This is a genomic window from Stenotrophomonas sp. SMYL11, assembly GCF_036320005.1.
GTDB lineage: Bacteria > Pseudomonadota > Gammaproteobacteria > Xanthomonadales > Xanthomonadaceae > Stenotrophomonas > Stenotrophomonas maltophilia_A.
Genome location: NZ_JAWIRS010000014.1, coordinates 65,732 through 83,172, shown reverse-complemented (window position 1 = coordinate 83,172; position 17,441 = coordinate 65,732). Strand labels below are relative to the sequence as shown.

At 67.3% G+C, this 17,441-nt stretch carries 13 protein-coding genes; 3 read left to right on the top strand and 10 right to left on the bottom strand.

All coding sequences use genetic code 11. From position 1 onward, the window contains the following. Position 1: 1 nt before the first annotated feature. Positions 2-3,163, top strand: coding sequence for an efflux RND transporter permease subunit (locus V3B46_RS17520; protein ID WP_329892472.1), 3,162 nt, complete (start codon positions 2-4; stop codon positions 3,161-3,163). An 81-nt stretch (positions 3,164-3,244) separates the two neighbouring features. Here V3B46_RS17520 and V3B46_RS17515 read toward each other — a convergent pair whose 3' ends face one another. Next, on the bottom strand, positions 3,245-4,150 hold the full coding sequence (locus V3B46_RS17515) for a LysR family transcriptional regulator (RefSeq protein ID WP_329892471.1): 906 nt from the start codon (positions 4,148-4,150) through the stop codon (positions 3,245-3,247). A gap of 117 nt (positions 4,151-4,267) precedes the next feature. Between V3B46_RS17515 and V3B46_RS17510 the strand changes: the two genes are divergently transcribed. Then, on the top strand, positions 4,268-5,041 hold the full coding sequence (locus tag V3B46_RS17510) for an SDR family oxidoreductase (protein WP_154264359.1): 774 nt from the start codon (positions 4,268-4,270) through the stop codon (positions 5,039-5,041). Positions 5,042-5,205: 164 nt separating this feature from the next. Here the strand turns inward: V3B46_RS17510 and leuB are convergent, their stop codons facing one another. The 9 genes from leuB to ilvC all read right to left on the bottom strand — a co-directional run bounded on the left by leuB (position 5,206) and on the right by ilvC (position 14,860). Continuing rightward, positions 5,206-6,267 carry a 3-isopropylmalate dehydrogenase gene (gene leuB / locus V3B46_RS17505; RefSeq protein WP_154264358.1) on the bottom strand — a complete coding sequence of 354 codons (1,062 nt, stop codon included), beginning with the start codon at positions 6,265-6,267 and terminating at the stop codon, positions 5,206-5,208. Beyond that, complete coding sequence (gene leuD, locus V3B46_RS17500; protein ID WP_154264357.1) at positions 6,257-6,835, bottom strand: 3-isopropylmalate dehydratase small subunit; 579 nt, start codon at positions 6,833-6,835, stop codon at positions 6,257-6,259. Before leuD ends, leuB begins: the two co-directional genes overlap by 11 nt. Continuing rightward, positions 6,835-8,253 carry a 3-isopropylmalate dehydratase large subunit gene (gene leuC / locus V3B46_RS17495; RefSeq protein ID WP_154264356.1) on the bottom strand — a complete coding sequence of 473 codons (1,419 nt, stop codon included), beginning with the start codon at positions 8,251-8,253 and terminating at the stop codon, positions 6,835-6,837. The genes leuD and leuC overlap by 1 nt, the downstream gene beginning before the upstream one ends. A gap of 60 nt (positions 8,254-8,313) precedes the next feature. Beyond that, on the bottom strand, positions 8,314-9,093 hold the full coding sequence (locus V3B46_RS17490; RefSeq protein WP_329892470.1) for a class I SAM-dependent methyltransferase: 780 nt from the start codon (positions 9,091-9,093) through the stop codon (positions 8,314-8,316). Positions 9,094-9,103: 10 nt separating this feature from the next. Continuing rightward, positions 9,104-10,690: a 2-isopropylmalate synthase gene (locus tag V3B46_RS17485; RefSeq protein ID WP_329892469.1), complete on the bottom strand. Its 1,587-nt coding sequence runs from the start codon at positions 10,688-10,690 to the stop codon at positions 9,104-9,106. Beyond that, positions 10,687-11,778: a threonine dehydratase gene (locus V3B46_RS17480; protein WP_329892468.1), complete on the bottom strand. Its 1,092-nt coding sequence runs from the start codon at positions 11,776-11,778 to the stop codon at positions 10,687-10,689. The genes V3B46_RS17485 and V3B46_RS17480 overlap by 4 nt, the downstream gene beginning before the upstream one ends. A gap of 96 nt (positions 11,779-11,874) precedes the next feature. Next, entirely contained in the window at positions 11,875-12,126 is a 252-nt protein-coding gene (locus V3B46_RS17475; RefSeq protein WP_014038403.1) for an ACT domain-containing protein, read from the bottom strand. After that, positions 12,110-13,846, bottom strand: a complete 1,737-nt coding sequence (gene ilvG, locus V3B46_RS17470) for an acetolactate synthase 2 catalytic subunit (protein WP_329892467.1) — start codon at positions 13,844-13,846, stop codon at positions 12,110-12,112. The genes V3B46_RS17475 and ilvG overlap by 17 nt, the downstream gene beginning before the upstream one ends. Before the next feature lie 39 nt (positions 13,847-13,885). Beyond that, positions 13,886-14,860, bottom strand: a complete 975-nt coding sequence (gene ilvC / locus V3B46_RS17465; RefSeq protein WP_032130453.1) for a ketol-acid reductoisomerase — start codon at positions 14,858-14,860, stop codon at positions 13,886-13,888. Between the two features lie 614 nt (positions 14,861-15,474). Between ilvC and ggt the strand changes: the two genes are divergently transcribed. Beyond that, positions 15,475-17,268: a gamma-glutamyltransferase gene (gene ggt / locus V3B46_RS17460; protein WP_329892466.1), complete on the top strand. Its 1,794-nt coding sequence runs from the start codon at positions 15,475-15,477 to the stop codon at positions 17,266-17,268. Positions 17,269-17,441: the final 173 nt, after the last annotated feature.

Genomic DNA, 17,441 nt, shown 5'->3' with positions numbered 1-17,441 from the left:
CGTGCGCCGCTTCAATCTCTCCGAATGGGCGTTGGGCAATCGCCCGCTGGTGCTGTTTGCGATGCTGGCCTTCGCCGTCATCGGCGCCTGGTCGTACAAGCACCTGGGCCAGTCTGAAGATCCACCCTTCACCTTCAAGGCGATGGTGGTGCGCACGATGTGGCCGGGCGCCACCGCCGAGCAGGTCTCGCGGCAGGTAACCGAGCCGATCGAGAAGGCGCTGATGAACACCGGCGAGTACGAGTTCATCCGCTCGTACTCCCGCCCGGGCGAATCGCAGGTGATCTTCATGGCCCGGGACAGCCTGCGTTCCAAGCAGATTCCCGACCTCTGGTACCAGGTGCGCAAGCGCGTGGGTGACATCCGCGCCACGCTGCCGCGCGAGATCGTCGGGCCGTTCTACAACGATGAGTTCGGCGACACCTTCGGCAACATCTACGCGCTCACCGGCGAAGGCTTCGACTATGCGGTGATGCGCGATTACGCAGACCGCATCCAGCTGGAGCTTCAGCGCGTGCCCGACGTCGGCAAGATCGATCTGGTCGGCCTGCAGGACGAGAAGGTCTGGATCGAACTGTCCAACACCAAGCTGGCCACGCTGGGCGTGTCGCTGCAGCAGGTGCAGCAGGCACTGGCCGACCAGAACGCGGTGACCGCCACCAGCTTCTTCGAGACCCCGACCGACCGCGTGCAGCTGCGCGTGACCGGCCAGTTCGATTCGATCGAGGATATCCGCAGGTTCCCGATCCAGGCCGGCGAGCGCACCGTGCACCTGGGCGACATCGCCGAGGTGAAGCGGGGCTTTGCCGATCCGGCCTCGCCGAAGATGCGCTTCATGGGCCAGGATGCGATCGGCCTGGCGGTGGCGATGAAGGAAGGCGGCGACATCCTGAAACTCGGTGCGACCCTCGATGCCGAGTTCGAGCGCCTGCAGAAGACCCTGCCGGCCGGCATGCAGCTGCGCAAGGTGTCCGACCAGCCGCACGCGGTGGAGGAGTCGGTGGGCGAGTTCGTGCAGGTACTGACCGAAGCGGTGGTGATCGTGCTGCTGGTCAGCTTCTTCTCGCTGGGCCTGCGCACCGGCCTGGTGGTGGGCGTGACCATTCCGCTGGTGCTGGCGATGACCTTCTTCGTCATGCACTACTTCGACATCGGCCTGCACAAGATCTCGCTGGGCGCGCTGGTGCTGGCGCTGGGCCTGCTGGTGGACGATGCGATCATCGCGGTGGAGATGATGGCCACCAAGATGGAGCAGGGCTACGACCGCCTGCGCGCGGCCAGCTTCGCCTGGGAATCGACCGCGTTCCCGATGCTGACCGGTACCCTGATCACGGCGGCCGGCTTCCTGCCGATCGCCACGGCCGCATCGAGCACCGGTGAGTACACCCGTTCGCTGTTCCAGGTGGTGACCATCGCACTGGTGGTGTCCTGGATCGCCGCGGTGCTGTTCATCCCGTACCTCGGCGACAAGATGCTGCCGGACCTGTTCAATCCGCAGTTGCCCAAGCCCGACAGCCTGGCCGGTCGCTGGCGTGCCAAGCGCCTGCAGTGGGCTGACCGCCACCCGGCGCTCGCGCGCTGGATCGCGCCGAAGGAACATGCGCACGACCATGATCCGTACCAGCGGCCGTTCTACACCCGTTTCCGGGGTTTCCTGGATACCTGCCTCCGCCATCGCTGGTGGGTGATCGGTGCGACCATCGCGCTGTTCATCGGCTCGCTGATGCTGTTCCGCTTCGTGCCGCAGCAGTTCTTCCCCGATTCCACCCGGCCCGAGCTGATGGTGGACATCGAACTGGCCGAAGGCGCATCGCTGGCCGCCACCCAGGCGCAGGCCAGCAAGCTGGAAAAGCTGCTGAAGCAGCGCGAGGGCATCAGCAACTACGTGGCCTACGTCGGCACCGGTTCGCCGCGCTTCTACCTGCCGCTGGACCAGCAGCTGCCGGCGACCAACTTCGCCCAGTTCGTGGTGCTGACCGAAGATGCCAAGGCCCGCGAAGCGACCCGTGACTGGATGCTGAAGGACGTCATCAAGCAGTTCCCGGACGTGCAGATGCGCGTGACGCGGCTTGAGAACGGCCCGCCGGTCGGCTATCCGGTACAGATGCGCGTGTCCGGCGAGCACATCGCGCAGGTGCAGGCGATCGCGCGCCAGGTCGAAGCCAAGGTGCGCGAGAACCCGCATGTGATGAACGTCAACCTGGACTGGAGCGAGCCGAGCAAGGTGGTGCGGCTGGTGATCGACCAGGACCGTGCACGCGCGCTGGGCGTGAGCAGCGCGCAGGTCAGCCAGTTCCTCAGCAGTTCGCTGTCGGGCATGAGCGTCAGCACCTATCGCGAAGGCAACCGCCAGATCGAGATGCTGCTGCGTGGCCCGGACAACGAACGCGCGCAGCTGGACCTGATCGGCAGCCTGGCGATGCCCACCAGCAGTGGCACGGCAGTGACGCTGTCGCAGGTCGCGCGGCTGGAGTACGCCTTCGAGGACGGCATCATCTGGCATCGCAACCGCCTGCCGACGGTGACCGTGCGTGCCGATATCAGCGATGGCATGCAGGCGCTGGACGTGGTGCAGCAGATCGTGCCGACGCTGGATGGCATCCGTGCCGAACTGCCTAGTGGCTACCTGCTGGAAACCGGTGGTTCGGTGGAAGATTCGGCACGTGGGCAGAACTCGATCAAGGCCGGCATGCCGTTGTTCCTGATCGTGGTGGCTATGCTGCTGATGCTGCAGCTGCGCAGCTTCTCGCGCGCGGCGATGGTGCTGGTGACCGCGCCGCTGGGCATCATTGGCGCCACGTTGTTCCTGCTGCTGTTCCGCGCCCCGTTCGGCTTCGTGGCGCTGCTGGGCACGATCGCGCTGGCCGGCATGATCATGCGCAACTCGGTGATCCTGATCGACCAGATCCAGCAGGACATCGACGCCGGGCATGACCGCTGGCATTCGATCATCGATGCGACGGTGCGCCGCTTCCGCCCGATCGTGCTGACCGCGCTTGCCGCGGTGCTGGCGATGATTCCGCTGTCGCGCAGTGCGTTCTATGGCTCGATGGCGATTTCGATCATGGGCGGCCTGATCGTGGGCACGGTGCTGACCCTGGTGTTCCTGCCGGCGTTGTACGCGGCATGGTTCCGGGTCAAGCCGGATGAATCCGGGGCGTGAAGCCCCGGGTTCTGCGGCCACTGCCCTGGTAGGTGTCAACCTTGGTTGGCACTGATGCACGCATCCACGCATGGCGTGGATCTACTGCAGCTGCAGGCCGTTCCGCAGCACCGGCAGCAGCCATTCAATGAACACCTGCACGCGTTGCGCACGATGCTGCCGGTGCGGCTGCAGCAGGGTCACCGGCAGCGGTTGCGCCACGTGCTGTGGCATCACTTCCACCAGCGCACCAGATTGCAGTTCGGCCTGCACGTCGTAGCGCGGAATCTGCAGCAGCCCCAACCCCGCCACGCAGCACGCGATCGACGCCTCGGCGCTGTTCACCCGCACCCAGCCGGGCATCGGCAGGGTGCGCAGCTGGCCACCGTCCTGCCATTCCCACGGTTCCACCCGTGCCGTGGTCGGCGATGCATAGTTCACCGCGCGGTGCTGCTGCAGGTCGGCAGGATGCTGCGGCACACCGTGCTCGCGCAGGTAGGCCGGCGCGGCAACATTGACGAAGTCGAGCTGGCCCAGTGTGCGCGCCACCAGGCTGGAGTCACCCAACTGACCGACCCGCAGGACCGCATCGCACCCGTCTTCGATCAGGTTCACCGCGCGGTCGGTCATGCCCAGGTCCACTTCCACCTGTGGATGGCGCGCGAAGAAGTCGGGCAGCGCCGGGGCAATGATGCGGCGGCCGATGCGGCTGGGCACGTCGATCTTCAGCAGGCCCACCGGTTGTGCGTCATCCTGTCGGAACAACGATTCGGCGTCTTCAACCTCTGCGATCAGGCGCAGGCAGCGGGCATGGAACACGTCGCCGTCGTGGGTGGTGGAGACCCGCCGGGTCGAGCGCTGCAGCAGGCGGGTGCCGAGCCGCTGCTCCAGCTCCGCAATGGCCGCCGAGACGGTGGAGCGGGGCAGGCCGAGCTGGTCGGCGGCGCGGGTGAAGCTGGCGCACTCCACCACCCGGGTGAAGATGCGGAAGCGATCGATCCGGTCCATTGTTCGCTGGCTCTGGAAAGTTAAGTCAATGTGGCGGGCTTTATCCGCAATTTCTGCACGATATCGTCGTCAGGGCAGGGTTGCCACCCCGGGCAGCCCCCTTCCGAGACCGACGCCATGACCGACCATTCCCTCAAGGGCAAGACCGTGCTGATCGCCGGTGGCGCCAAGAACCTGGGCGGACTGATCGCCCGCGACTTCGCCAGCCAGGGCGCCAAAGCCATCGTCATCCACTACAACAGCGCTGCCACCCAGGCCGATGCAGAGGCGACCGTCGCCGCCGTGCAGGCCGCCGGCAGCACGGCGGTGGCCCTGCAGGGTGACCTGACGTCGGCGGCGGCCATGGAGCGCTTGTTCGCCGACGCCGTGGCCGCAGTTGGCCGTCCCGATATCGCCATCAATACGGTCGGCAAGGTATTGAAGAAGCCGCTGCTTGAGATCAGTGAAGCGGAGTACGACGAGATGAGCGCGGTCAATGCCAAGGCTGCCTTCTTCTTCCTGAAGGAGGCCGGTCGCCACGTCAACGACGGCGGCCGCATCTGCACCCTGGTCACCTCACTGCTGGGCGCGTTCACGCCGTTCTATTCCAGCTATGCCGGCACCAAGGCGCCGGTCGAGCATTTCACCCGTGCGGCGTCGAAGGAGTTCGGTGAGCGCGGTATCTCGGTGACCGCGATCGGCCCTGGTCCGATGGACACGCCGTTCTTTTATCCGGCCGAAAGTGCCGACGCGCAGGCGTACCACAAGACGGCTGCGGCACTTTCGCCTTTCACCCGGACCGGCCTGACCGACATCGCCGACATCGTGCCGTGGATCCGCTTTCTGGTCACCGATGGCTGGTGGATGACTGGCCAGACCATCCTGGTCAATGGCGGTTACACCACCAAATAACGCAGCCACGCAGGGCCTGGCTCTACAGCGGTGGTGGGTGCCAAGCTTGGTTGGCACGGATGGCACATCCACGCATGGCGTGGAACTACAGTAGAGCCACCCCATGGGTGGCTGCGCACAATGTCCAAAGGGAGACGCGCCACGCATGGCGTGGCGCTATCGGATCAGTTGAGTTTGGCCAGCACCGCGTCGGTGGCGGCAGCGGTGCTGACGGCCTGGCCCTTGGCCGCGAGGTCGGCGGTGAACACGCCGTCGTCCAGCACGGCGTGCACGGCGGCTTCCACCGCAGCGGCTTCCGCTTCCAGCCCCAGCGAATGGCGCAGCAGCATCGCCGCGCTGAAGATCGTCGCGTACGGATTGGCGATGCCCTTGCCGGCGATGTCCGGGGCCGAACCATGGATCGGCTCGTAGATGCCGACCGCACCGGGTTCGCCGAGCGAGGCCGAGGGCAGCAGGCCCAGCGAGCCGGCCAGCATCGACGCTTCATCGGTGAGGATGTCGCCGAACATGTTCTCGGTGACGATCACGTCGTACTCGCGCGGCTTGGCCAGCAGGTGCATCGCCATCGAATCAACCAGCTGGTGCTCCAGCGCTACATCCGGGAACTCCTCGCGGCCGATCCGCGCGGCCACGTCACGCCACAGGCGCGAGGTTTCCAGCACGTTGGCCTTGTCCACCGAGGTGACCTTGCCGCGACGCTGCCGCGCCAGGCGGAAAGCGCTGCGCAGCACGCGCTCGATCTCGGCCACGGTGTAGCGGCACAGATCGCTGGCGCTGTCGGTGTCGCGGGTCTTGTCGCCGAAGTAGATGCCGCCGGTCAGCTCGCGCACCACCACGAAGTCCACCCCCTGCAGCAGCTCCGCCTTGATCGGCGAAGCGTGCAGGGCGGCTTCATGGGTACGCACCGGGCGTAGGTTGGCATACAGGCCCAGCGCCTTGCGGATCGCCAGCAGACCCTGCTCCGGGCGCACCTTGGCATTCGGGTCGGACCACTTCGGGCCGCCGACCGCACCCAGCAGTACGGCGTTGGCGGCCTGGCAGGCGGTCAACGTAGAGGCGGGCAATGGCTCGCCATGGCGATCGATGGCGACGCCACCGATGTCGTGCTCGCTGAAGGTGAAGGTGTGGTTGAAGCGTTCGGCGACGGCCTTCAGCACGGCGACTGCCGCGGCGGCCACTTCCGGGCCGATGCCATCACCGGGCAGGACAACAATTTCAGCGTGCATGCTCACTCTCGTAGCGTTCGATTTCAGGGACACGGCCCAACAGATACCCCAACTGGTCGACACCTTCCAGCAGGCAGGTCTGCGAGAAGCCATCCAGCGGGAAGGAATAGACGCGACCATCTGGCGTGCGCAGTTCGCGCGCGGCCACGTCGATGGTCAGCTCGTCGTCCGGGCGCTGCATCAGCGCCTGCACATCGGCCTCGTCCAGCACGATCGGCAGCAGGCCATTCTTCAGCGAGTTGCCGCGGAAGATGTCGGCGATCTCGCTGCTGACGATGGCGCGCAGGCCCAGGTCGGTCAGTGCCCATGGCGCGTGCTCGCGCGAGGAGCCACAGCCGAAGTTGCGGCCGGCCAGCAGGATGCTGCGGCCCGCGTTGTGCGGCAGGTTGAAGGCGAAGTCGGCCACCGGGGAACCGTCAGCCTGCCAGCGCCAGTCATTGAAGGCGTTGCGGCCCAGGCCGGCGCGCTCGGTGGTGGACAGGAACCGCGCCGGAATGATCTGGTCGGTGTCGATGTTGGTCTGGCGCAGCACCACGCTGGCCGAGGTCAGGGTACGGAAACCGGCCATCACGCCACCTCCTGTGCGAACAGTTCGCGGGTATCGGCAACGTGCCCGTTCACTGCGGCCCACGCCGCGCTCATCGGCGAGGCCAGCAGCGTGCGCGAACCGGGGCCCTGGCGGCCCTCGAAATTGCGGTTGCTGGTGCTCACGGCCAGCTGGCCGGGCGCGACCAGATCGCCGTTCATGGCGATGCACATCGAGCAGCCCGGCTCGCGCCATTCGGCGCCGGCGGCGCGCACGATCTCGTGGATGCCTTCGGCCTCGGCCTCGCGCTTGACGATCTCCGAGCCCGGCACCACCAGCATGCGCACCCGGTCAGCGACGCGACGACCGCGCAGCACCTGCGCCACTTCGCGCATGTCGCTCAGGCGGCCATTGGTGCACGAGCCGACGAACACCACGTCCACCGGCGTACCTGCCAGCGTCCTGCCGGCCTGGAAGTGCATGTAGTCCAGGCCCTTCTGTGCGGCGGCATCGTTGGCTGCGGGAATTGGTGCATCCACTGCGATGGCCGTGCCCGGATGGGTGCCCCAGGTCAGGGTCGGGCGGATGTCGGCCGCGTCGATGTGCACTTCGCTGTCGAAGCGCGCGCCCTCATCGCTGCGCAGCTGCTGCCAGCGGGCCACGGCGGCGTCGAAGTCGGCGCCTTTGGGGCCGCGCGGGGTCGCGGCGACGAAGTCGAAGGTGACCTGGTCCGGCGCCACCATGCCGGCACGTGCACCTGCTTCGATCGACATGTTGCACAGGGTCATGCGCTGTTCCATGTCCATCGCTTCGATGGTACTGCCACGGAACTCGATCACGTGGCCGGTGCCACCGTTGACGCCGATCACGCCGATGATGTGCAGGACCACGTCCTTGGCGCCGACGCCCGGCGCCAGCGGGCCGTCGACGGTGATCGCAAAGGTCTTCGCCTTGCGCTGCAGCAGGCACTGCGTGGCCAGCACGTGGCCGACCTCGCTGGTGCCGATGCCGAACGCCAGCGAACCGAACGCCCCGTGGGTGGAGGTGTGGCTGTCGCCACAGACGATGGTCATGCCGGGCTGGGTAAAGCCCTGTTCCGGCGCGATCACGTGGACGATGCCGCGGTTGTCCGAAGCCATGTCGAACAGCTCGATGCCGTGCTCTGCGCAGTTGCGTGCCAGCGTGGCGACCTGTGCCTCGGACGCCGCGCTGGCGTAGGGCAGCTTGCCATCGGCGGCAGCCGGCAGGGTCGGCGTGGAGTGGTCCATCGTCGCCTTGGTGCGATCCGGGCGGCGCGGCGACAGGCCGCGCTCGCGCAGTTCGGTGAACGCCTGCGGCGAGGTCACCTCGTGGATCAGGTGCAGGTCGATGTACAGCACGGCGGGCGCGCTGTCGGATTCAGGGACAACCACGTGGGCGTCCCACAGTTTGTCGTACAGGGTGCGGGGTGCGGAAGTCATGCGTATGCCTGGCAGAAGTACGAAATAGCGAACATCAGTAAAGAAAACGGAACGGTCAAGTCAGCGGCGACGGGCAAGCACCCGCAGCCGCACGTAGTCGGCCAACGGCTGACCCGCGGCATTGCGCGGCAGCTCGGCCAGCAATGCGGTGGCGGCCTCGCGCACGGTGGCGCGGGCCTCGGCTGGCAGGTCGTCCAGCAGTGGTGCGGCGAATACCCGCAGCCAGCCGGCCACGCCGGCGGGTAGTGCGGTCGGTCGCGGCGTGCACTCGATCAGCTGCACCTGGAAGCCATGCTGGCGCAGGCGGTCGGCGTAGGCATCGGCCGTCGGGAAATACCACTGGAACGCGCTGGCGCCATGACCGTGGGCCACGCGTGCGCCCTGTACCGCCGCGATGATCGTGGCCACGTTGCCGTGGCCGCCGAACTCGGCAACGAAGCGGCCGCCCGGGCGCAGTGCGCGGCGCACGCCTTCCATCACCCGGTCGGGGTTGCTCATCCAATGCACTGCTGCGTTGCTGAATACCGCATCGAACTCACTGTCGAACGACAGCGCGTGGCCATCCATCACCTGCGCATCGACGCCGCGCGCACGCGCGGCGATCACCAGCTCCGGCGAGGCATCCACGCCGTGGATGTGCGCGCCGCTCAGCGCCAGCTCGGTGCTGAGCACGCCATCGCCACAGCCCAGGTCGAGGATGCGTTCACCGGCGCGCGGGTCGAGCAGGCGCGATACCGCGCCGCCGAGCAGTGGCACGAAGCCGGCGTCGATCGCATAGTCCTGGGCGTTCCACTGCTGGCCAGCGGTGCCGGCCGGGGTGGGGGTGTCGAAGGCGCTCATGGCTGGTTCCTCAGGCGGTGGCAGGGGTGGCAACGTCGGTGCTGCTGTGGGCGGCAGCCTGACGCTGGCGCAGCAGGCGGTTGGCCACATCCAGCCAGGCCAGCGCGGAGGCTTCGATGATGTCCTTGCTGGTGCCGGTGCCGTCGTACTCCACGCCCTCGTGGCGCACGCTCAGATTGGCTTCGCCGCGCGCATCGGCGCCGATGCCGACGCTGTGCACGTGGTAGCTGTCCAGCATCAGCTGCACGCCGGTGGCCGCCGACAGCGCGCCGAACAGCGCATCGACCGGGCCGTCGCCCTGCGCGGTCTCGGCTACGCGGTTGCCGTCCGGGTCGGATAGTTCGACCAGTGCATTGGCGCGGCTGCCGACGTCGCTGATGGTCATCGACGCCAGGCGATAGCCCTGCGCGTTGGAGCCGCCCTGCATCAAGGTCTGCAGGTCGGCATCGGTGACTACGCGCTGCTGCTCGCACAGGCCCTTGAACTGCTCGAACACCAGCTTCAGTTCGTCTTCGTCCAGCCAGAAGCCCAGCGCACGCAGGCGTGCTTCGACGGCGGCGCGACCACTGTGGCGGCCCAGCACCATCTGTGAATCCTCCCAGCCCACGTCTTCCGGACGCATGATTTCGTAGGTGCCGCGATGGCGCAGCATGCCGTGCTGGTGGATGCCCGATTCATGGGCGAAGGCATTGGCGCCGACGATGGCCTTGTTGCGCTGTACCGGCATGCCCACCAGGCGCTGCAGCAGCTGCGAGGTGCCGACGATGCGCGGGGTGTTGATCGAGCTGTCCTGTTCGTAGAAGGCCTGGCGCACCTTCAGCACCATCGCGATCTCTTCCAGCGAGCAGTTGCCGGCGCGCTCGCCGATGCCGTTGATGGTGCACTCGACCTGGCGTGCACCGCCTTCGATGGCGGCCAGCGAGTTGGCCACGGCCAGGCCCAGGTCGTTGTGGCAGTGCGCGCTGAAGATCACATTGGCGGCATTCGGCACGTCGGCGACGCCGGCGATGACCTGCTGGAACATCGCGCGGATCTCTTCCGGCGTGGTGAAGCCGACGGTGTCGGGCAGGTTGATGGTGGTGGCGCCGGCAGCAATGGCCACGCGCGCGACTTCGATCAGGTAGTCCAGCTCGGTGCGGGTGGCGTCCTCGGCCGAGAACTCGACATCGTCGATGTAGGACCGGGCCAGCGAGACGTGCTTGCGTACCGACTCCAGCACCTGCTCGCGGGTCATCCGCAGCTTGTGCTCGCGGTGCAGCGGGCTGGTCGACAGGAACACGTGCAGGCGCGGGTTGGCAGCGGCCTCCAGGGCACGTGCGGAGGTTTCGATGTCGGCCTGCAGGCAGCGCGACAGCACGGCCAGGGTCAGGCTCGGGCGGCGCAGTTCGCGGCCGATCAGCGCCATCGCTTCGCGGTCGGACTGCGAACTGGCCGGGAAGCCGGTCTCGATGATGTCCACGCCCAGTTCGTCCAGCGCACGCGCCATCACCAGTTTCTGCGGCGGGCTCATGCTGCAGCCGGGGGACTGCTCGCCGTCACGCAGGGTGGTGTCGAAGATGCGGATGCGCGGGGTGGTAATTCGTTCGATGGTGGTCACAGGGAAATCTCCTCGACAGCGGGCGTGACGGCTTGCAGGGGGGAAGGGGAAGAGGTGTGGGAAGCGGTGGCGCTGGCCTTGCTGGGCGAGCGCGGGGATTCGTTGCGCCGTCGCCGCGGTTTGCGTGGCGGGCGCGGACGGATGTCGGTGAGCAGGCCGGCCAGTACGCCGGCATCGATGTTGCCGCCGGAGACCACCGCGCACTTGCGGCGGCCGGCGACGCGGCGGCCGGCGGCCAGCGCCAGCGCACCGGCGCCCTCGGCGATGATGTGTTCTTCCAGTGCCAGCCGGACCAGGGTTTCGCGCAGCTCTGCTTCGCGCACGATCACCACATCGTCCAGCAGCGAGGTGCACAGGCGGCGGGTCAGGAAGCCGGGGATCTTCACCCGGACGCCATCGGCCAGCGAGGCAACGGGGGCGATCTCGCGCACGTCGCCACGGATCGCACGCGCCATCGAATCCACTCCCTCCACCTGCGCGCCGACCACGCGCACGCCCTGTGATTTCAGTGCCAATGCAACGCCGGAGGCCAGACCGCCGCCGCCGATCGGCACGATCACCACGTCCGGCGCGTGTGCGGCCAGCTCGATGCCGACCGTGCCCTGGCCGGCGATCACATCGGCATCGTCGAATGCGGACAGGAAGCGGTAGCCGTGGCGTTGTGCCAGTTCAACCGCGAAGGCGTAGGCCTCGTCATAGCTGGTGCCGTGCTGGCGCACGGTGGCGCCCCAGTGGGCGACGCCGGCGATCTTGGTGGCCGGTGCGCCGTGCGGCATCACGGTGATGGCCGGCACGTCCAGGCGATAGGCAGCCCACGCCACGCCCTGGGCATGGTTGCCGGCCGAGGCGCAGATCACCGGCCGGGTATCGCCGCGCTCGCGGCCGGCCAGCAGCGCATTCAATGCGCCGCGTACCTTGTAGGAGCCGGTGCGCTGCAGGTTTTCCAGCTTCAGCCAGGTGCCGAAGCGTTCGGCATGGTGTAGCGGCGTGGGCGGCAGGAAGCGGCGCAGGCGGGCCTGCGCCGCCAGTACGTCGGCGACGCTTACGTCGCCGACATCGCTTTCCTGGCTGGTGTCAGCGGCCGGCATGGGCCACCAGCGCGGTGCGGAAGACCGCCGCATGCGGGCACGGGCGACGAAGAAGACGCCTCCGTACCGGCACCGTGGTCGCTACGGTACGGGTGTTCATACGGATGCTCCTTCCACTGCGGTGACCTGCACGGACACGCAGTCGTAGATCTTCTCGATCTGCCGGCACAGCGTTTCCGCCGGACGCTGGCCATCCACCACCAGCTGCAGGTGCCAGCGGCCATCGTCGGCGGCCACCGGCGCACCGCTGATCGCACGCGGCGCGAAGCCACGGCGTTCGGCCATGCCGATCACGCGCAGCAGCGCGCCTTCGGCCGGGTGCAGCACCAGGTCAAGCCGGTATTGCATTGGGGGTCTCCTGGCGGGCGTGGGCGGGATTGCTTTCCAGCATCGTGCTGTTGGCAGTGTTCGGCGGCACCAGCGGCCACACATTGGCGCGTGCATCGATGGCCACGTGCAGCAGCGCCGGGCCTGGTTCGGCCAGCAGCGCGGCCAGGCCGCCTTCCACGTCGTCGCGGCTGTCGATGCGGGTGGCGGCGATGCCGAACACCTGCGCCAGTGCCACGAAGTCCGGGTTGTCGGACAGGTCGATCTCGCTGTAACGCTCGGCGAAGAACAGCTCCTGCCACTGCCGCACCATGCCCAGCGAACTGTTGTCCAGCAGCACGATCTTCACCGGCAGGCGGCAGCGCGCGATGGTGGCCAGCTCCTGCACGTTCATCATGAAGCTGCCGTCGCCGGACACCAGCACCACGGTGCGACCGGGGCAGGCAAACTGCGCACCCATCGCGGCCGGCAGGCCGAAGCCCATGGTGCCCAGCGCGCCACTGGTCAGATGATTGCGCGGGTGGTTGAAACGGCAGTGCTGGGCCACCCACATCTGGTGCTGGCCGACATCGCAGGCGATCACCGCATCGGCCGGTGCCAGCTCGCTCAGGCGCTTCAGCAGCGCAGGGGCGTAGATGTGCTGGCCCGGCGCGTCGTAGCGTGCGGCGAAACGATCGCGATGCTGTGCACAGCGCTTGCGCCATGCGTCCTGGTGGGCCTTGGGGGAGGGGAAGGCCGCACGCAGGGCGCGGATGGCATGGCCGACATTGCCGGGCACGGCGACATCGGCGCTACGCAGCTTGGAGATCTCGTAGGCATCGGCATCGATGTGGACGACACGGGCGAACGGTGCGAACTCGGCCAGCTTGCCGGTGGCACGGTCGTCGAAGCGTGCACCCAGCACCAGCAGCAGGTCGCTTTCCTGCACCGCCATGTTGGCCGCGCGGGTACCGTGCATGCCCAGCATGCCCAGCGACTGCGGGTGGTTGGCCGGCAACGCGCCCAGCCCACGCAGGGTCATCACGGTGGGGATGGCGCTGGCCTCGACGAAATCGCGCAGGTCCTGCACCGCATCGCCCAGCGCGATGCCACCACCGGCGTAGACCACCGGCTTTTCGGCGGCTGCCAGTGCGGCGATGGCTTCGGCGATGGCCGCTTCGGCCGGCGCAGGCGGCGGCTCGACGCCGCTCGGCACGTGCGCTGGCAGATGACCGGCATCGGCCAGCTGCACGTCCTTGGGCAGGTCGATCAGCACCGGGCCGGGACGGCCCTCGCGGGCGATGCGGAACGCATCGGCGACCACGCGCGGCAGGTCATCGACGCTGCGCACCAGCCAGCTGTGCTTGACGATCGGCATCGTCAGGCCGAACACATCCAGCTCCTGGAAGGCGTCGGTGCCCAGCAACGGCGTGCCGACCTGGCCGGTGATGCAGACCATCGGCACCGAATCCAGCATCGCATCGGCAATGCCGGTGACCAGGTTCGAGGCGCCCGGGCCGGAGGTGGCCACGCAGACGCCCACCTGGTTGCTGGCGCGGGCGAAACCATTGGCGGCCAGCGCCGCGCCCTGCTCATGGCGTACCAGGATGTGCTTCAGCGACGAATCCACCAGCGCGTCGTAGAACGGCATGATGGTGCCACCGGGATAGCCGAACAGCGTACGGACGCCTTCGGCCTCCAGCGCCTGGGTCAGCCAGCGCGCGCCGTTGGGCGGCGCGCTGCGATGTGTCGAAGAGTTCATGGGGGAACCTTGCAAAGCGGGTGGGGGAGGGCCGCGTGGTTACGCGGCCTGTCCTTGCAACCAGACCATCTTGGCGCGCAGTTCCTTGCCCACCTTTTCGATCGGGTGCTCCAGGTCGGCCTGCTTGAACCGGTTGTAGTTCGGCAGGCCCGCTTCGTACTCGGCCACCCAGTTCTTGGTGAAGGTGCCGTCCTGGATGTCCTTCAGCACTTCCTTCATGCGTGCCTTGGTGCCGGCATCGATCACGCGCGGGCCGCTGACGTAGTCGCCGTACTGCGCGGTCTCGGAGATGAATTCCAGCATGCGCGAGATGCCGCCTTCGTAGAACAGGTCCACGATCAGCTTCAGTTCGTGCAGCACTTCGTAGTAGGCAATCTCCGGCTGGTAGCCAGCTTCGACCAGGGTCTCGAAACCGGCCTGCACCAGCGCCGAGGCGCCGCCGCACAGCACCGCCTGCTCGCCGAACAGATCGGTCTCGGTCTCTTCCTTGAAGGTGGTCTGGATCAGGTTGGCGCGGGCGCCGCCGAGGCCGGCCGCATAGGCCTGCGCATGCTGCGCAGCCTTGCCGCTGACATCCTGGTAGACCGCCCAGATGCACGGCACGCCGCGCCCGATCTCATACTCACGACGCACCAGCGCACCCGGGCCCTTCGGCGCAACCAGCACCACGTCCAGGTCGGCGCGCGGCTCGATCATGCCGTAGTGCACGTTCAGGCCATGCGCGAACAGCAGGCAGGCGCCCTGCTTCATGTTCGGCGCCAGCACGTCGTTGTAGAGCTTCTTCTGCACCATGTCCGGGGTCAGCACGGCGACCAGGTCGGCGTCTTTCACCGCTTCAGCGGGCGCGATCACGGTGAAGCCATCGGCCTGCGCCTTGGCTTCGGTCGGGCCGCCCGGACGCAGGCCTACCACCACATCGAAGCCGGATTCACGCAGGTTCAGCGCGTGGGCGCGGCCTTGGCTGCCGTAGCCGATGACAGCGATCTTGGTCTGGGGCAGGTCGTTGGTGCTCATGGGGGAGGTTCCTTGCGGTGGGAAGAAAAAAGAACGGCCGGTCGTCGAGGTGACGTGCCGGCCGGTCAGGGGAAAGCGGTGGGGGAGGCGCCGCGCATCGCACAGGCACAGCCACCACGGGGCATCGTGGTGCTGCGGGTCCGGGTTGTGCGGTTGGCGGTGTGCATGGTGGTTGCGTCTGAAACCAGGTCCTGAAATGAAAAAACCCGCACCGGGGCGGGTGCGGGTTTTTGAAGAGTTCCGGTGTGTCTGTTGCTTACACGCTGGCTCGTCCCGCACCTGTAGGTTGGGTAATAAGTACGAGCACAAGAATCGAACGCAGCGAGGCGGCGCCGGTGTCGGCGGCTTCGATGTGGGTTCGCGGTGGCGTGTTGTGATGCAACATGTGATCGAGAGAAACACAGCCGTTTCTGCGCTGTCAACCCTCACGACCGATTTTCCATCGGTTTCCGCTGCATCCAGCGCAATCGCTTGCGGCACAAGGATGGTTGCCGCTGAAAGTGTTTCGGTGAACCCGAATTCACTCCTTTCAGCGCGGTTTTTGCGCGGAATCCGGCGGATTTTCGCCTTGGTGGGGCGGACCGTGTTCCGCACCCACCCCAGGATCAACGCCCATGACCTCTGCCCGATACCGCGTGAAGGCTGCAGCGGCGAAGATCGGGGAACCACCCTTCCATCGGAACCCGACCGTGTCCCGACGCCTTGCCCGTTCCCTGCTCGCCGCCGCCGTGCTGGCTGCCGTGCCCGCGTTGTCCTTTGCCGCCGACCGCATCAGCGGCCACACCTTTGCTACCCGTTCGGAGGTGATCGCCCCGCATGCGATGGCCGCCACCTCGCAGCCGCTGGCCACCCAGATCGCGCTGGACGTGATGAAGGGCGGTGGTTCGGCGGTGGACGCGGCGATTGCCGCCAACGCCGCGCTCGGTCTGATGGAACCCACCGGCAACGGCATCGGCGGCGACCTGTTCGCCATCGTGTGGGACCCGAAGACGCAGAAGCTGTACGGCTACAACGGCTCGGGGCGCTCACCGAAGTCGCTGACGCTGGCCGAGTTCCAGCGCCGCGGGCTGAAGGAGATTCCCGCTACCGGCCCGCTGCCGGTGTCGGTGCCCGGCGCGGTCGATGGCTGGTTCGCCCTGCACGAGCGCTTCGGTCGCAGGCCGATGGCCGACAATCTGGCCCCGGCCATCCGCTATGCCCGCGAGGGCCATCCGGTGGCCGAAGTGATTGCCTACTACTGGGATCGTTCGGTGCCGCGCCTGTCGAAGTACCCCGGCTTCACCGAGCAGTTCACCATCGACGGCCATGCCCCGCGCAAGGGCCAGATGTGGAAGAACCCGAACCTGGCCAGCACCCTGCAGAAGATCGCCGACGGTGGCCGCGATGCCTTCTACAAGGGGGAGATCGCCCGCACCATCGGCGACTACTTCAAGGCCAACGGCGGCTACCTGAGCTACCAGGACATGGCCGACCACCACGGTGAATGGGTGGAACCGGTCAGCAGCAACTATCGTGGCTACGATGTCTGGGAGCTGCCACCGAACAGCCAGGGCATCGCCGCGCTGCAGATCCTCAACGTGCTGGAAGGCTACGACTTCTCGAAGATCCCGTTTGGTTCACCGGAGCATGTGCACCTGTTCGTTGAAGCGAAGAAGCTGGCCTTCGCCGACCGCGCGCGCTTCTATGCCGACATGGCGTTCCAGCCGGCGCCGGTGCAGAAGCTGATCTCCAAGGAATACGCCGCACAGCGCCGCGCGCTGATCTCGATGGACAAGGCGTTGAAGGAAGTGCAGCCGGGCACGCCGAAGCAGCTGGAAGAGGGTGACACCATCTACATGACCGTGGCCGACGCCGACGGCATGATGGTGTCGCTGATCCAGTCCAACTACCGTGGCATGGGCAGCGGCATGGCACCGCCGGGACTGGGCTTCATCCTGCAGGACCGTGGCGAGATGTTCGTGCTGCAGAAGAACCATCCCAACGGCTACGCGCCGGGCAAGCGACCGTTCCAGACCATCATCCCGGCGTTCATCACCAAGGGGGGCAAGCCCTACGCCAGCTTCGGGGTGATGGGCGGCGCGATGCAGCCGCAGGGCCATGCGCAGATCGTGATGAATCTGGTGGACTTCGGCATGAACCTGCAGGAAGCCGGCGACGCACCGCGCATCCAGCACGAAGGTTCCACTGAACCGACCGGGCAGGCCACGGCAATGAGCGATGGCGGTGAAGTGAATCTGGAAACCGGCTTCCCGTACGAGACGGTGCGTGCGTTGATGCGCAAGGGGCATCGCATCGTGTTCGCCGACGGTCCGTATGGCGGGTACCAGGCGATCATGCGTGATCCCGAGACCGGGGTTTACTACGGTGCTTCGGAGAGCCGCAAGGATGGGCAGGCGGCGGGGTATTGAGGTTTCCCGGCCACCGGGCGCAGCGCCCTCTGAGGTGATGGTTCGTGGAAGCGGGATCATGTGATTGGGCCGGGGGGGGGGGGGGGGGGGGGGGGGGGGGGGGGGGGGGGGGGGGGGGGGGGGGGGGGGGGGGGGGCGGCCGCGGGCCGCGCGCGGGGCGGCGCGCCCGCCCC

Excerpts from the sequence above, each read along its gene's own strand:
- V3B46_RS17515 (WP_329892471.1), bottom strand. The coding sequence starts at position 4,150 with ATGGACCGGATCGATCGCTTCCGCATCTTCACCCGGGTGGTGGAGTGC.
- V3B46_RS17510 (WP_154264359.1), top strand. The coding sequence starts at position 4,268 with ATGACCGACCATTCCCTCAAGGGCAAGACCGTGCTGATCGCCGGTGGC.
- leuB (WP_154264358.1), bottom strand. The coding sequence starts at position 6,267 with ATGCACGCTGAAATTGTTGTCCTGCCCGGTGATGGCATCGGCCCGGAA.
- leuD (WP_154264357.1), bottom strand. The coding sequence starts at position 6,835 with ATGGCCGGTTTCCGTACCCTGACCTCGGCCAGCGTGGTGCTGCGCCAG.
- leuC (WP_154264356.1), bottom strand. The coding sequence starts at position 8,253 with ATGACTTCCGCACCCCGCACCCTGTACGACAAACTGTGGGACGCCCAC.
- V3B46_RS17490 (WP_329892470.1), bottom strand. The coding sequence starts at position 9,093 with ATGAGCGCCTTCGACACCCCCACCCCGGCCGGCACCGCTGGCCAGCAG.
- V3B46_RS17480 (WP_329892468.1), bottom strand. The coding sequence starts at position 11,778 with ATGCCGGCCGCTGACACCAGCCAGGAAAGCGATGTCGGCGACGTAAGC.
- V3B46_RS17475 (WP_014038403.1), bottom strand. The coding sequence starts at position 12,126 with ATGCAATACCGGCTTGACCTGGTGCTGCACCCGGCCGAAGGCGCGCTG.
- ilvG (WP_329892467.1), bottom strand. The coding sequence starts at position 13,846 with ATGAACTCTTCGACACATCGCAGCGCGCCGCCCAACGGCGCGCGCTGG.
- ilvC (WP_032130453.1), bottom strand. The coding sequence starts at position 14,860 with ATGAGCACCAACGACCTGCCCCAGACCAAGATCGCTGTCATCGGCTAC.
- ggt (WP_329892466.1), top strand. The coding sequence starts at position 15,475 with ATGACCTCTGCCCGATACCGCGTGAAGGCTGCAGCGGCGAAGATCGGG.